The organism is Devosia sp. (assembly GCF_017744655.1).
Classification (GTDB): Bacteria; Pseudomonadota; Alphaproteobacteria; order Rhizobiales; family Devosiaceae; genus Devosia.
This window is the reverse complement of record NZ_JAGIAW010000001.1, coordinates 121,735-134,453: the sequence shown is the minus strand read 5'-3', so window position 1 is coordinate 134,453 and position 12,719 is coordinate 121,735. Positions and strand designations below refer to the sequence as shown.

Genomic DNA, 12,719 nt, shown 5'->3' with positions numbered 1-12,719 from the left:
GGCGTTTTCCGTTCACAAAACAGGAGTGTACCCATGGCTTCGACGACTGATATGGCTCCCACCACGACCCGCAAGAGTGGCAGCAGTGCAAGTTCCCGCCGCCCCGCCACCAAAACGCGCGAGCAGGAGCTTGAGGCACAGGTCGCCCAACTCCAGTCCGACCTCAAGTCCATCACCGAAACCCTGCGCAAGCTGACAGGCGAAAAAGCGGGCGAAGTGCGCGACATTGCGGAAGCCGAGTTCCGCCACCTCAAGCGTCGTGGCCAGCACATGGTCGAGGAGGCGCAGGATCAGGCTGGAGAATACGAGCAGCAGCTCAAGGACACGATCCGCGAAAAGCCTCTGACGGCGGTCGCGACCGCTCTCGGCATTGGCTTCGTTCTGGCCCTGCTGACGCGCTGATGCTTGGTCTGTTGATGCCTCTTGCGGGGCTCCTCGGCCTGGAGGTCGAGGGGCTCAGCCAACGCGTTAAGGGTCTGGCGATCGTCTATGCGTTGATTCTCGTCTGCGCAGTGATCGGCTTTGGCTTCCTCATCACTGCCGGTTATATCGCGCTTATTAACGCCATGGGGCCCCTCACGGCCGCATTGATCCTTGCCGGCTCTTTCCTCGCTTTGGCGCTCATCGTCTATATCGGCTTGGCCATCAGCGAAAGCCGGCGCCGCAAGCGCCTTGCCGAACGTCGTCGCGCCAGCGATGCAGGCGCCTTCCTGACGACCGCCGCGCTCACCGCGCTCCCCCTTCTCACCCGTTCGCCCATGCTGGTTCGCCTGGGCATTCCGGCGGCCGCCCTTACGGTCCTGGCCTTGCTGCGCGAGAAGGATGCGCCCGACTCGTGACGGCTTGCCGCCACGAGTTTCTAGACGTCTTTCGCTGGGAAAATAACCGACAGCGCCAGCGGCAGAATGGTGAGTTCGACATCGCGCTCAAGCTCGATCAATTCGCCATCGATCACCGCATGCACCTCCCGCTTGCGCTTTGGGAAGTGAAGAACAAGGCTTTCGCTTTCGAGTTCAGTAACCTGCGGGTTGGCCCGCCAGCGACCGACCAGCACGTCGACGACCAGACTGATGAGTTCGCCCGTCGTCACCGTACCCGCAAAATAGACCCCCAGCCGCCCGGTATCGAGGCGCTGCGCCACAGGCACCGGACCATCATCGAGCGGATTGTTGGAAACGGCGATGCCGGACAACATTCGCTTCTGGCGGCCCGAACCATCCTCGAATTCGACTTCGAAACGAGGAGGATTGATCGCCGCCGCCGCAATGGCGCGCAGGCTCGCCAGCATCTTTCCGACGCGGCTGCGATAGACCATGCCATTGCGGATTCGCACGAGACGCGCGTGAATGCCCACGCCGAACTGATGCACGAAGGGTTGGTTATTGGCCGCCGCCAGATCAACCTGCCCCACCGTCCCCTTAGCCACCGCATGCAGCGCCCTGCGAATGTCGGGTGGCACACCGAGCGCGCGCGCAAATAGGTTCATCGTACCGGCCGGCAGGACGCCGAGCACCTTGCCTGTGCGGTGCGCGATCGCGGCCGCCGAGGAAATGGTGCCATCCCCACCCGCAGCGATCATGGCGTCGACATCGGGATCGACCGAAAACCGCTCGATCGTGGCGAGCACGTCGCTGCCGCTGACCACATGGCACTGCAACTCGTGCCCGGCCTCGGCAAACACGGCCATGGCCTCGGCGCAGAATGCGTCGAGATCCATGGTGCGCAAGGTGCCGCTGTCGCGATTGAGAATTGCGGCAACGCGCATATGATTCACTCCATGGCCGACTGGCTGGGTGGAGCCGGCGTTCGGTCGAGCGCGGGCAAGGAAACGGAGATGCTGACGCCTTCACCCGGAACGCTCGAATAGACAGGTTCACCGCCGAACTGGCCCGAGAGCTGACGGATGATCACCGACCCGAGCCCGCCTTCATCTTGTCCCTCCGGCAGGCCGACACCATTATCCGAGACCTTCAGCGTCGGCACGCCCGCTTCGTCGCGAAACAGCGCCACTTCGACGCGGCCCCGGCGGCCATCAGGAAAACCATGCTTGAGAGCATTGGTCACAAACTCGCCGACCAGAATGCCGAGCGTCGTCGCATCACGCGCGCTGACCTCGATGCTCTCGATCTTGCCTTCGATGGCAATGCGCCCGGAATCGGTCTGGGTCGTCGCAATGTCTTCCAACACCGCACTCAGAAATTCATCGGCACTGGCCGATTCCATATCGTCCCCCAGGCGCAGGCGGCGATGGGCGGAGGCAATGGCATGGACACGCAGCCGAGCCGCTTCGAGCGCCGTGCGCACCTCGGCGGAACGGGTGCGCATGAGCTGCAGCGCCAGTAGCGAAGAAACCGTCGCCAGCGAATTGCCGATCCGGTGGCTGGTGTCCTGCAGCAGGGCTTCGACACGCTGCCGTTCGCGCTCGGCATGCGCCCGCGCCTCCTCGATCGCACGGGTGCGCTCGGCGATCTCGGCCTCCAGCGCTTCATTCTGATTGATAAGGCCGCGATGACGCTGGGCCATAGCGCTGACCTGTTTCTGCGTCCGAGCCATCAGGGCATAGGCAAGACAGACGGCCGCTGCGAGCGCCGCTATGATCGTGCCGACGAGCCAGACACGGGATCGGTCGATCCCCTCGTTGCGCAAGGCGAGCTTCTGGTTCTCTTCGGCAATGAAATCTTCAAGCGTGGCACGCACTTCGCTCATCAGGCGCGCGCCCATGCCAGTCTCGATCAGGCTCTGTGCTTCGTCCTGCCGCGCTGTGGCAACCAGTTCGACGGTGCGCGCCATTTCGGCCATCTTGCCGGCGATGTCTCCCGTGATGGAGCGCACCCGCTCCGCCTGGGCCGCATCATCCGCCGTCATTTCCAGCAAGGTCTGCACATAGCTATCAACCTGGGCGGCCGCGGCATGATAGGGCTCAAGAAATTGCGTATCGCGGGTCAGCACATAGCCGCGTTGGCTGGCTTCAGCCTGGCTCATAACATTGACCAGTTCCCGCGCTGTGTCGCGAACCGCATAGGTATCGGTGATATCCCGAAGCTGACGATCCATGCCCTGCATGAGCAGCAGCGAAACGACCGCCGCGAGACAAACCAGAACGAGCGACACCCATATGGCAATGCGCCTTGCCGTTCGCCGTCCTAAAACTGGCGTCTGTGCGCCCGCCGCTCGTTGTGCCACGACACTCATCCACACCGTCTCTTTCCGACCCGCGCCAAAAGCCCGACAGCCCCCTATGGTATGTCCACCGCTTGCCATGCTGCAATGGCAGCAATGAGGCTTGGGCCCTATATCAGCGGGCGTTTTCGCTCCTTCGGTTTCTCCCAGTCGGCAAGAGCGCGCAGCCCTTCTGCATCGACGATCTCGCAGCTCCGGTCGAGCCACTGGATGAGGCCCCTCTCCGCCAGTTTGCGGAGTGTCTTGTTGGTATGCACGATCGACAGGCCCAGCGTGTCGGCCACGTGCTGCTGCGTGACGGGGATGTGGAGGGATTTGTAGGAAATCTTCCCCAGCGCCTCGGCCCGGCTATGGAGAAAGGCGAGGAGATAGGCGGCGCGCTCCACCGCCGTCCGGCGCCCGACGCTCAAGAGGTGTTCGTCCAGCATCCGCTCTTCTCGAGCTGCAAGCCACGTCACATCGAAGCCGAGGCCGGGATAGCCCTCGAAAAGACTGTCGAGCTTGTCACGCTGGAAGACGCAGAGCACCACTGTGGTCAGCGCCTCTACGGAATGCTCCATCTCCCCCATGATCGAGCCCTGCAGCCCCAATAGATCGCCCGGCAGCAGATAGTTCAATATCTGCCGCCGCCCATCCGGCAGCGTCTTGAACCGAAAGGCCCAGCCCGAGAGCACCGTATAAAGGTGGGGGCTGTGCGCCCCTTCCGAGAGGATGGTCGAGCCCGCTTCCGCCACCAGCTCGCCGCGTTTGAAGGACGAAACGAAGCGCAATTCCTGGTCGGTGAAATCCCGAAAACCGGACATGCCGCGCAACGGACATTGCTCGCACGGCACGCGACGGCCGGTGCTGGGAAGAACGAGGCTCAATGGGAAGTCCCAGTCGGTTCATGGCTTGGTGGCTGCTCAACGCCCGATCACCAAACCCGTTCCACGACATGTCTTTTTTAAATGACACCCAACCTTGGCAGCGCCCACAAGCAGGCTACCTTACCACGGATAGGTGTTATGCTTTCTGGCCGCACGGTGCTGATCGTCGAGGCTCAATACCTCATTGCCCTTGATCTGCAAAATACCCTGGACCCACTGGATCCCGGAAAGGTCGTCATCGCCCAGAACCCGGGTCACGCCCGGGAGCTTGCCGAGGATTGGGCCAACTGTGCCCTCGCCATCGTCGAAGTCGAACGGGAACTGCCAGAGCACATCGCGCTTGTCGGCGAATTGCAGCGCAAGGGCGTTCCCGTGATCGGACTGACTGCAGATGTCGATCTTCAGCAGCACCTGAACTTTACGGGAACCCCGATCCTGCTCAAACCCGCGCCTTCCGAGCGCACACTCGCCGTGATCGCCCAGCTTTTTGAGACTCAGAAGGAGTGATTGGTCGTCGTAACCTGCGTCGACAGAGCATCCGGACCATAGTCGGATTCTCCGCTCACCTTGAGCATGTCCTGCAGGCGCGATCGTGCGCGGCTGACGCGGCTCTTCATCGTTCCCACGGCGCAATCGCAAATCTCGGCGGCTTCTTCATAGGAAAAGCCCGAGGCACCGATGAGAATGATGGCTTCGCGCTGGTCGTCCGGCAGCTCCGCCAGGGCTTTCTTGAAATCCTCCAGATCCATCGCGCCATATTGGGATGGATGCACGGAAAGGCGTTCGGTGAAAGCACCGTCGCTATCCTGCACTTCCCGGCCGCGCTTTCGCATCTGGCTGTAGAATTCGTTGCGGAGGATAGTGAAGAGCCAGGCCTTGATATTGGTGCCCATTTCAAAGCTGGACTGCTTTGCCCAGGCCTTCATCACAGTGTCCTGCACGAGGTCATCGGCCTTGTCGTGCTTACCCGTCAAGGAGACGGCAAAAGCGCGCAGGCTCGGAAGTGTGGACAGCATTTCTCGCTTGAACGAGGGGGTCTCGGTCGCCATGCGATCAGTCTCCGCCCTGCGATGTCTGCTTGGTCTGGGCCCGCTCGGCATTATCGAGCTTCTCCAATAGGTCGAGGAGTTGGTCTGGAACCCCCTCCTCTTGCACGGCTCCATACAGAGCCCGCAACCGCGAACCAATATCCGAAGTTGGACCCAGTCCGTCATCCGGCTGAAGCCGCATGCGCTGTTGGCTCGCAAAATTATCTTTCGTCATACCCTAACTCTAGCTTCCCGGGGCTTGCCGCTACCGATCAGAAATTCCGTTCGTCAAAAATAGTTCCAAGGCCACGGAACTTTTCTTTTGCGCGGCGATTTACTCAACTCGTGAAGTCACGATCTTAAGCGTCACTGGAGTTCCTATATGTCATTGTCCACGCGGATCGCGCCGCACCTGCCTTACCTCCGGCGTTTTTCCCGGGCGGTTACAGGGTCGCAGACGTCTGGCGACGCCTATGTCGCAGCCACGCTGGAAGCACTGATCTCAGACATTTCCCTCTTCCCGGAGGCGTCTAGCGATCGGATTGCATTGTACAAGCTCTTCTCGGCGCTGTTTACCTCGTCTTCCGTCGACATTCCGGCTCCTACGTCCAGCTTCGCCTGGGAGCAGCGCGCGGCGCGAAACCTGGCCAACCTGTCGCCCCGCCCCCGCCAGGCCTTCCTGCTTGTCGCTGTCGAGGGCTTTACCCATGCACAGGCAGCCGAAGTGCTTGATGTCAGCGACACAGAGTTCGCAAGCTTCCTTGAGGAGGCTTCGAATGAGATTTCGCGTCAGGTGGCGACCGAAATCATGATCATCGAAGACGAACCGCTGATCGCCATGGATATCGAGCAGATGGTGGAAAGCCTCGGCCACAAGGTAGTCAGCATCGCCCGCACCCATGCCGAGGCGATCAAGCTGTTCAACCAGACCAACCCGCGCATGATCCTGGCCGACATCCAGCTCGCCGATGGCAGCTCGGGCATCGATGCGGTCAATGATATCCTCAACACCCATTCGGTGCCGGTGATCTTCATCACCGCGTTCCCCGAACGCCTCCTGACGGGCGAACGTCCCGAACCCACCTTCCTCGTGACGAAGCCTTTCAATCCCGATATGGTGAAGGCGCTGATCAGCCAGGCGCTGTTCTTCGAAGATGGCTCCCGCGCTGCGGCGTAATCCTCCATCCTCCCATGCAAACTCAAAAGCCGGCTCTGCCGGCTTTTTTGTTGCCTTCAGGAACTTGCCAAGTCGTTCAACGTTTATTCGACAAGACAACTCATGGAGGCACCCATGCTCTATTATGCCCTCGTCTTTCTCGTCATCGCCCTGATCGCCGGCGTGCTCGGCTTCGGCGGTATTGCCGGCGCTTCTGCCGGCATCGCGCAGATTCTGTTCTTCCTGTTCCTGGCATTCCTCGTGGTGTCGCTGGTCATTGGCCTCTTCCGCCGGACCTAAGGATTTAGAGGCACGAACGAAAAAAGGCGGCCAGCTGGCCGCCTTTTTTCATGGTCCGGGGAAGAGGTCGCTCGTCTTGCCGGTCCAGTTGTAGATCAGCAGTCCAACCCACTCCTTGATCCCTGCCGTGGTGACATTCACGTTCTGCACGGGGTTGGCGATGTCAAAACCGAAGCTCTGCTGGCCGGGCGTACGGTAGTCGGTTGGCCAGGGGATGACCGACAGCCCTGTTTTCTCGAAAATCCCGACCGACCGCGGCATGTGAAATGCCGATGTGACGAGAAGGATCGTTCCATCCGCGTTCGCCCCCAGCAACGCCTTGGTATTGGCAACATTCTCGTCGGTATTGCGCGACGCTCCCTCAAGCACCAGCCGATCCCGAGAAATTCCGAAGGCGAGAAAGAAACGTTCCGCCGTCGTTGCCTCCGCCTCTCCTTCATCCGTCAGGGCTCCACTGCCACCACTGATGAAGATCTTCGCAGCCGGATACTTCTTGGCAAGCCAAAGCGTCGTCGTCAGCCGATCGCCTGCATCGTTGAGTTCCGTGATCTGCCGGGCGGAACTCGGCCGTTCCAGCGTCGCGCCACCCAGCATGATGATGGCATCGACATTCTCGGGCGGCGGCGCCGGGACGGCAAAGCGGTCCTCCAGGGGCTGCATGATCAGATAGCCCAGATTGGAGAAGCTCACTATTCCGTGGATCAGCAGGCCAAGGACAAGTGCCGCCGCCGCCAGCCGCCGCCGTCCCCAAAAAAGTGTCGCTATGGCGATCAGCATCAGCAGGAAGACCACACTGAGGGGCTGGGCCAGCAACCAGAAGACTTTGGACGCGAGAAAGAACATGCGCGTTTTCCCGTTAGCTTCGACCCCCGCCTTGTGCCCGCATTCGCTCGCAAGGCCAAGTGCGCTGGGCACTATCGCTTTTTCCCCTTGCCTTATGCCCACCATTTGCTTTTGTTGGAGGCGGTCAAAATTGCCAGCCTCAAAAAAAGGCAATTGCCGTTCAGGAACGCCCGATCCCGGGCGACATGGTGAGCATGCACGAAGCTAGGCCCGCACGGGCGGGGACATCGCCGGTTGTAGAGTTACGGGACTTGCACAAGTCCTTCGGCGCGTTGGAGGTCCTCAGAGGCATTTCCTTTTCGGCCCGTGAAGGCGAAGTTATTTCGCTCATCGGCTCGTCCGGCTCCGGCAAATCGACACTTTTGCGCTGCATCAACATGCTCGAAGTGCCTGATGGCGGCGACGTGCTGATCGACGGCGAACCGATCAAGCTGCGCGGCACCGGCCAGAACCGGCACATTGCCGACGAAGCCCAGATCCGCCGCATCCGCTCCGAACTCGGCATGGTGTTCCAGTCGTTCAATCTCTGGGCGCATATGACGATTCTCGAAAACGTCATGGAAGCCCCGCTTGTCGTGCAGGGGCGCCAGCGTGCCGAGGTTGAGGCCGAAGCCCGCGCCATGCTCGACAAGGTCGGCATCGGCTCCAAGACCGACGCCTATCCCTCCCAGCTTTCCGGTGGCCAGCAGCAGCGCGCCGCCATTGCCCGCGCCCTTTGCATCAATCCGCGCGTCATGCTCTTCGACGAGCCGACCTCGGCTCTCGATCCCGAGCTTGAAGTGGAAGTCCTGCGCGTCATCAAGGTTCTGGCAGACGAAGGCCGCTCCATGGTGCTGGTGACCCATGACATGGAATTCGCCCGCTCGGTCTCGGACAAGGTGATTTTCCTCCACCATGGCCAGATCGAGGAAGAAGGCACGCCGGACGAAGTGTTCGGCGCCACCAAATCGGCCCGCCTCAAACAGTTCCTCAACGCCGCCAGCCACAGCTAGCGGCTCCATCCAGACCCGGCCAAACCGGGCAGACATGCGACGTCAAACGCAACGGAGACAACATGAAGAAGATTATGCTGGCAGCGGTCGCCGCACTCGCCCTCGGCGGTTCGGCCATGGCACAGGAATCCATCCGCATCGCTACCGAAGGCGCCTATGCGCCGTGGAACTTCCTCGATGACAGCGGCAAGCCTGCCGGCTTCGAAATCGACCTCGGCAATGCCATCTGCGAAAAGGCCGGCCTCACCTGCGAATGGCTGATCAACGATTGGGATTCCATCATCCCGAACCTGCTCGCCGGCAACTACGACCTGATCATGGCCGGCATGTCGATCACCGACGAACGCCTCGAAACCATCGACTTCACCCAGAACTATTTTCCGCCCGATCCCTCCAAGTTCGTTGCCATGGCCGGCACCGAGATCGACTTTGCCGCTCTCTCCGGCAAGCGCGTTGGCGTCCAGGGCGGCACCATCCAGGCTGCCTATGCCGAAGAGAACTACGCTTCGGGCAATACCGTCGTGACCTTCGCCACCGCCGACCAGGCCATGGCTGACCTCGCCGCCGGCAATCTCGACACCATCCTCGCTGACGGCGCCTATCTCGAACCCGTCGTTGCCGCCTCCGGTGGCACCATCGCCTTCGTCGGCGAAGACATCCTGATCGGCAACGGCGTCGGCGGTGGTCTGCGCAAGGAAGATACCGAACTCAAGGCCAAGCTCGACGAAACCCTGACCGCCCTCAAGGCAGACGGCACCGTCGACGAGCTGATCGCCAAGTGGTTCGAAGGCCGCGGCCCCTACTTCGCCGAATAAGGCTTTTCCGGGCGAGGAGCCAACTGCCCCTCGCCCGCCTCCCGAACTGGTGCAAGCCACATGACCGACGACATCGCCTATTGGTTCAGCTATCTGACCAACGGCAAGCATCTGACCTGGTATGCCAGCTTCCAGTTCACCATTTTCGCCGCCCTGATGGGCGGTGCGCTGGCCGTCGTCTTCGGCCTCCTCGGCGCGACCCTCAAGAATTCGCGTTTTCTCCCGCTGCGCCTCATCGGCACGTTCTATTCGTCCATCGTCCGCGGCGTGCCCGACGTGCTTTTCTTCCTCTTCTTTCCGCTCGCCTTCGAGCAGGGCGTCGAGTGGCTGGTCGCCAGCCAGATTTGCTCGCCGGAAGCCATCGCTGCCCAGACGGCAGCCTGGCCCCCCTGCAAGGAAGCCAACTGGTTCCTCGGCACCACCGAATATCTGATCCTTGCCAGCGTTTCGCTCGGCCTCGTCTATGGCGCCTTCGCCACCAATGTCATTCACGGCGCCCTGCGCTCCGTGCCCAATGGTCAGCTTGAAGCCGCGCGCGCCTTCGGCATGTCGCCCGGCCAGGTGCTCTGGCGCATCCAGATCCGCCAGATGTGGGTCTATGCCCTGCCCGGCCTCTCCAATGTCTGGATGCTGATCGTCAAGGCAACCTCCCTGCTCTCGCTGCTGCAGATCGCCGATATCGTCCTCTGGGCCGACCGCCTCGGCGCTCCCAACTTCCTGCCCGCTGTCGGCCTCGTCCATGAGGATTGGCGCTGGCGCTACTACCTTGTGCTCTTCGTCTTCTACATCCTCGTCACCTGGCTCTCCGAGCGCGCCTTCGAGGCAATCATGCGCCGGGCCGGCAAGGGCATTCTGAGCGAGGCGCGCGTCTGATGCAGGCCTTCCTCAACGATCTCGCCCTGATGTCCCAGGCGGTCCTCTTCAACATCTACTTTGCCGCGGCCTCGATCCCCATCGGCTTCGTGCTGGCCGTCTTCCTCGCCCTCGGCAAGGCCTCGCCCAACCCGATCATCAACCGCCTCACCCGCGGATACATCTACGCCTTCCGCGGCTCGCCGCTCTTCATCCAGTTCTTCATGTTCTATTCCCTGGCGCTGTCGCTCAATATCGCGGTGTGGAAGCCACTCGGGATTTCCGGCTTCGTGCTCCACCCGCTCTTCATGGGGCCGCTGGTGCTGGTTCTGAACACTGCCGCCTATACCGGCGAAATCTTCTACGGCGCCCTGCGCGCCGTGCCGCGTGGCGAGGTCGAAGCCGCCCGCGCTTATGGCATGTCCCGCAGCCAGCAGTTCCGCCGCGTGGTCTGGCCCAATCTCATCCGCCTCGCCTGGCCCGCCTATACCAATGAAGTGGTCTTCCTCTTCCACGCAACGGCCATCGTCTATTTCGCCCTGCCCGTCGTCGGAGCCCAGGCCGACCTGATGATCACGGCAAAAACCCTGTTCGAACGCGACTACAACGCCTTCCTGCACTTCTCTGTGGCAGCGCTCTATTTCCTCGCCGTGTCGCTGGTGGTTTTCTTCCTCTTCGGCCTCGTCTATCAGCGCCTGATGCGCCACATGCCGGCGCCACCGCGCATGCGCTTCCGGCCCAAATGGATGCGCTGACAAGGAGCGATCATGAAGATCATTGCCGACCTCTGCATCGTCCCCATGGGCATGGGGCCATCGGTCTCCGCCTATATCAGGGAAGTCCGCGACATTCTGGCGGGCACCGGCCTCACCCATGAAATGCACGCTAATGGTACCAATATCGAAGGCGAAATGAGCGAGGTCAGCGCTGCAGTCGAAGCCTGCTGCCAGCGCCTCCACGAACTTGGCGTTGAGCGCATTTTCTGCACTATGCATTTCTCGACCCGTACCGACAAACCGCAGACCATGGCCGACAAGCTCGCCCGTCTCGCCTGAGTTATCCGCATATGACCTTTGCCCAGCACCACCTCGACCTTCCCGGCGACGCCCCCGGCCAGACCACGCGGCTCTATTGGTACACCATCGGTCCAGATACTGCGGAAACCAAGGTCCACCTGCAGGCCGCTCTCCATGCCGACGAACAGCCCGGCACCATGGCCATCCACCACCTCCTGCCCACGCTGCGCGACGCCGATGCCGCCGGAAAACTGCGCGCCCGCTTCGTGCTCTTCCCCTCGGTCAATCCGCTGGGTCTCGCCACCCGCGTGCTGCGCCGCCATATCGGTCGCTACGACCTCGAAACCGGCGTCAATTTCAACCGCCGCTGGCCCGACCTCTACCCGGCCATCGCCGAAAGCGTAAAAGGCAAGCTCGGTGCCGACGCCAAGGCCAATGTCGCAACCATCCGTGCCGCCGTCGGCGCTTGGATCGACGCCCAAAGCCCGGTCACCGCCGGACAGAAGCTGCGCTTGCACATCCTCAAATCCGCGCATGATGCCGACATCGTCCTCGACCTCCATTGCGACGACGAAAGCCTCATGCACATCTTCACCTCACCCGACCTGATGCCGGGCCTGCAGGACCTTGCCGACCGCATGGGCGTCGCCGCCACCCTCACCGCCGAAGACAGCGGCGGCGGCTCTTTCGATGAGGTCCTACCCAATCTCTTCCGCAAGGCCCAGCGCGCCAATCCCGGCGCCGCCATTCCCATGGCCTGCGAAGCCGCCACGCTCGAATATCGTGGCCAGGCCGACACCCACGATGCGCTGGGCAAGCTCGACGCGCAGGGTCTTTTCGACTTCTTTGCCGGCCGCGGACTGATCAACCTGCCGCCTTCCGCGCCCGTCACGTCGGCCCCTGGTCCGACACCGTTCGAAGCAACCGAAGTGCTGCGCACCTCAAAACCCGGCCTTCTCGCCTATCGCGTCGAGCTGGGTCAGGAAGTGAAAGCCGGCGACGTCGTCGCCGACCTCATCGCCATGGATGGTCCCGAAGCCTTTGTCGCCCGCACGCCAATCCACGCCGGCACCAGCGGCTTCATCCTCTCCCGCGCCTCGGCAAAGTTCGCTGTCGCCGGTTCCGCCGTCGTCAAGATCGTGGGCAAGGACATTCTGCCCAGCCGCGCCGGGGGCTACCTGCTCGAAGACTGACGGGCAGCAAGGCGGGCCATCGCGGCCCGCACCCCTGCGGCATCGAGCGGCTTGGCAATAACGCCTGCCGCTCCGGCCACGAGCGCCTTGCGGCGCTCGCCCAGCATGCAGATCATCAGCACCGGAATGTCGCTGGTCTCCGGGTCCGCCTTGAGCGCTGCCAGCAGATCCCAGCCGTCAAAACCCGGCATCAGGACGTCGAGAAAAATCGCGCCCGGCCGCATGGACCGCGCAATTTGCAGCGCAGCCTGCGGCGCGCCGGTCAGGATAGGCACATGGCCATCCCCGATCAGCAGCCTTTCAGCCACATCAAGGACGTTCTGGTCGTCATTGACGACCAGAATACGCATGGGATCGCTTGCTTCGGTCGGCAAGCTCTTGCCGGTCCGGTCGGACCGCAACGACGTCACCGCCCGCTGCATCGCTGCTCGAACACCCATCCCACACACCTTCTCGAATCGTCGGGCGAGTGTGGGCG

The 12,719-nt window shown here is 62.0% G+C and carries 18 protein-coding genes; 11 read left to right on the top strand and 7 right to left on the bottom strand.

Features of this window, described 5'->3' with window-relative positions:
- Positions 1 to 33 precede the first annotated feature (33 nt).
- On the top strand, positions 34 to 402 hold the full coding sequence (locus J7557_RS00615) for a DNA gyrase subunit B (protein ID WP_291416321.1): 369 nt from the start codon (positions 34 to 36) through the stop codon (positions 400 to 402).
- Positions 402 to 839: a hypothetical protein gene (locus tag J7557_RS00610; protein WP_291416319.1), complete on the top strand. Its 438-nt coding sequence runs from the start codon at positions 402 to 404 to the stop codon at positions 837 to 839. The genes J7557_RS00615 and J7557_RS00610 overlap by 1 nt, the downstream gene beginning before the upstream one ends.
- Before the next feature lie 20 nt (positions 840 to 859).
- On the opposite strand, the gene J7557_RS00605 is transcribed toward J7557_RS00610, so the two are convergent.
- The 3 genes from J7557_RS00605 to J7557_RS00595 all read right to left on the bottom strand — a co-directional run bounded on the left by J7557_RS00605 (position 860) and on the right by J7557_RS00595 (position 4,046).
- A complete protein-coding gene (locus J7557_RS00605; RefSeq protein ID WP_291416318.1) occupies positions 860 to 1,765 on the bottom strand; it encodes a diacylglycerol kinase family protein in 906 nt (301 codons plus the stop codon).
- Between the two features lie 5 nt (positions 1,766 to 1,770).
- Entirely contained in the window at positions 1,771 to 3,111 is a 1,341-nt protein-coding gene (locus tag J7557_RS00600) for a CHASE3 domain-containing protein (RefSeq protein ID WP_291416316.1), read from the bottom strand.
- A gap of 179 nt (positions 3,112 to 3,290) precedes the next feature.
- Positions 3,291 to 4,046: a Crp/Fnr family transcriptional regulator gene (locus tag J7557_RS00595; protein ID WP_051960719.1), complete on the bottom strand. Its 756-nt coding sequence runs from the start codon at positions 4,044 to 4,046 to the stop codon at positions 3,291 to 3,293.
- Between the two features lie 138 nt (positions 4,047 to 4,184).
- Between J7557_RS00595 and J7557_RS00590 the strand changes: the two genes are divergently transcribed.
- Positions 4,185 to 4,553, top strand: a complete 369-nt coding sequence (locus J7557_RS00590) for a hypothetical protein (RefSeq protein WP_291416312.1) — start codon at positions 4,185 to 4,187, stop codon at positions 4,551 to 4,553.
- Here the strand turns inward: J7557_RS00590 and J7557_RS00585 are convergent.
- Together J7557_RS00585 and J7557_RS00580 are read right to left on the bottom strand one after the other, a co-directional pair.
- Complete coding sequence (locus tag J7557_RS00585) at positions 4,541 to 5,095, bottom strand: RNA polymerase sigma factor (protein WP_035084038.1); 555 nt, start codon at positions 5,093 to 5,095, stop codon at positions 4,541 to 4,543. The genes J7557_RS00590 and J7557_RS00585 overlap by 13 nt on opposite strands.
- 4 nt (positions 5,096 to 5,099) lie before the next feature.
- Complete coding sequence (locus tag J7557_RS00580; RefSeq protein WP_244446322.1) at positions 5,100 to 5,276, bottom strand: NepR family anti-sigma factor; 177 nt, start codon at positions 5,274 to 5,276, stop codon at positions 5,100 to 5,102.
- Positions 5,277 to 5,456: 180 nt separating this feature from the next.
- Here J7557_RS00580 and J7557_RS00575 point away from each other — a divergent pair, with 180 nt between their 5' ends.
- Positions 5,457 to 6,251, top strand: a complete 795-nt coding sequence (locus tag J7557_RS00575; RefSeq protein ID WP_291416307.1) for a response regulator — start codon at positions 5,457 to 5,459, stop codon at positions 6,249 to 6,251.
- 114 nt (positions 6,252 to 6,365) lie between these two features.
- Positions 6,366 to 6,530 (top strand): DUF1328 domain-containing protein, encoded by a 165-nt coding sequence (locus J7557_RS00570; RefSeq protein WP_035084044.1) that lies wholly within the window; start codon positions 6,366 to 6,368, stop codon positions 6,528 to 6,530.
- A 48-nt stretch (positions 6,531 to 6,578) separates the two neighbouring features.
- Here J7557_RS00570 and J7557_RS00565 read toward each other — a convergent pair whose 3' ends face one another.
- Complete coding sequence (locus J7557_RS00565; RefSeq protein ID WP_291416303.1) at positions 6,579 to 7,373, bottom strand: YdcF family protein; 795 nt, start codon at positions 7,371 to 7,373, stop codon at positions 6,579 to 6,581.
- A 194-nt stretch (positions 7,374 to 7,567) separates the two neighbouring features.
- Between J7557_RS00565 and J7557_RS00560 the strand changes: the two genes are divergently transcribed.
- From J7557_RS00560 to J7557_RS00535, 6 genes are all read left to right on the top strand, one after another.
- Positions 7,568 to 8,365 (top strand): amino acid ABC transporter ATP-binding protein, encoded by a 798-nt coding sequence (locus J7557_RS00560; RefSeq protein ID WP_291416301.1) that lies wholly within the window; start codon positions 7,568 to 7,570, stop codon positions 8,363 to 8,365.
- A gap of 62 nt (positions 8,366 to 8,427) precedes the next feature.
- Positions 8,428 to 9,180: a transporter substrate-binding domain-containing protein gene (locus J7557_RS00555; RefSeq protein WP_291416299.1), complete on the top strand. Its 753-nt coding sequence runs from the start codon at positions 8,428 to 8,430 to the stop codon at positions 9,178 to 9,180.
- A gap of 60 nt (positions 9,181 to 9,240) precedes the next feature.
- Positions 9,241 to 10,053 carry an ABC transporter permease subunit gene (locus J7557_RS00550; RefSeq protein WP_291416297.1) on the top strand — a complete coding sequence of 271 codons (813 nt, stop codon included), beginning with the start codon at positions 9,241 to 9,243 and terminating at the stop codon, positions 10,051 to 10,053.
- Entirely contained in the window at positions 10,053 to 10,787 is a 735-nt protein-coding gene (locus tag J7557_RS00545; protein ID WP_291416295.1) for an ABC transporter permease, read from the top strand. The genes J7557_RS00550 and J7557_RS00545 overlap by 1 nt, the downstream gene beginning before the upstream one ends.
- A 12-nt stretch (positions 10,788 to 10,799) precedes the next feature.
- Entirely contained in the window at positions 10,800 to 11,087 is a 288-nt protein-coding gene (locus J7557_RS00540) for an MTH1187 family thiamine-binding protein (protein WP_291416293.1), read from the top strand.
- Positions 11,088 to 11,098: 11 nt separating this feature from the next.
- Positions 11,099 to 12,241 carry a succinylglutamate desuccinylase/aspartoacylase family protein gene (locus J7557_RS00535; RefSeq protein ID WP_291416291.1) on the top strand — a complete coding sequence of 381 codons (1,143 nt, stop codon included), beginning with the start codon at positions 11,099 to 11,101 and terminating at the stop codon, positions 12,239 to 12,241.
- On the opposite strand, the gene J7557_RS00530 is transcribed toward J7557_RS00535, so the two are convergent.
- A complete protein-coding gene (locus tag J7557_RS00530; RefSeq protein WP_291416289.1) occupies positions 12,223 to 12,681 on the bottom strand; it encodes a response regulator in 459 nt (152 codons plus the stop codon). The genes J7557_RS00535 and J7557_RS00530 overlap by 19 nt on opposite strands.
- Positions 12,682 to 12,719: the final 38 nt, after the last annotated feature.

What these genes read in the sequence shown, in the direction of transcription:
- J7557_RS00615 (WP_291416321.1), top strand. Translation starts at nt 34, where the DNA reads ATGGCTTCGACGACTGATATGGCTCCCACCACGACCCGCAAGAGTGGC.
- J7557_RS00610 (WP_291416319.1), top strand. Translation starts at nt 402, where the DNA reads ATGCTTGGTCTGTTGATGCCTCTTGCGGGGCTCCTCGGCCTGGAGGTC.
- J7557_RS00605 (WP_291416318.1), bottom strand. Translation starts at nt 1,765, where the DNA reads ATGCGCGTTGCCGCAATTCTCAATCGCGACAGCGGCACCTTGCGCACC.
- J7557_RS00590 (WP_291416312.1), top strand. Translation starts at nt 4,185, where the DNA reads ATGCTTTCTGGCCGCACGGTGCTGATCGTCGAGGCTCAATACCTCATT.
- J7557_RS00585 (WP_035084038.1), bottom strand. Translation starts at nt 5,095, where the DNA reads ATGGCGACCGAGACCCCCTCGTTCAAGCGAGAAATGCTGTCCACACTT.
- J7557_RS00580 (WP_244446322.1), bottom strand. Translation starts at nt 5,276, where the DNA reads ATGCGGCTTCAGCCGGATGACGGACTGGGTCCAACTTCGGATATTGGT.
- J7557_RS00575 (WP_291416307.1), top strand. Translation starts at nt 5,457, where the DNA reads ATGTCATTGTCCACGCGGATCGCGCCGCACCTGCCTTACCTCCGGCGT.
- J7557_RS00570 (WP_035084044.1), top strand. Translation starts at nt 6,366, where the DNA reads ATGCTCTATTATGCCCTCGTCTTTCTCGTCATCGCCCTGATCGCCGGC.
- J7557_RS00565 (WP_291416303.1), bottom strand. Translation starts at nt 7,373, where the DNA reads ATGTTCTTTCTCGCGTCCAAAGTCTTCTGGTTGCTGGCCCAGCCCCTC.
- J7557_RS00560 (WP_291416301.1), top strand. Translation starts at nt 7,568, where the DNA reads ATGCACGAAGCTAGGCCCGCACGGGCGGGGACATCGCCGGTTGTAGAG.
- J7557_RS00555 (WP_291416299.1), top strand. Translation starts at nt 8,428, where the DNA reads ATGAAGAAGATTATGCTGGCAGCGGTCGCCGCACTCGCCCTCGGCGGT.
- J7557_RS00550 (WP_291416297.1), top strand. Translation starts at nt 9,241, where the DNA reads ATGACCGACGACATCGCCTATTGGTTCAGCTATCTGACCAACGGCAAG.
- J7557_RS00545 (WP_291416295.1), top strand. Translation starts at nt 10,053, where the DNA reads ATGCAGGCCTTCCTCAACGATCTCGCCCTGATGTCCCAGGCGGTCCTC.
- J7557_RS00540 (WP_291416293.1), top strand. Translation starts at nt 10,800, where the DNA reads ATGAAGATCATTGCCGACCTCTGCATCGTCCCCATGGGCATGGGGCCA.
- J7557_RS00535 (WP_291416291.1), top strand. Translation starts at nt 11,099, where the DNA reads ATGACCTTTGCCCAGCACCACCTCGACCTTCCCGGCGACGCCCCCGGC.
- J7557_RS00530 (WP_291416289.1), bottom strand. Translation starts at nt 12,681, where the DNA reads ATGGGTGTTCGAGCAGCGATGCAGCGGGCGGTGACGTCGTTGCGGTCC.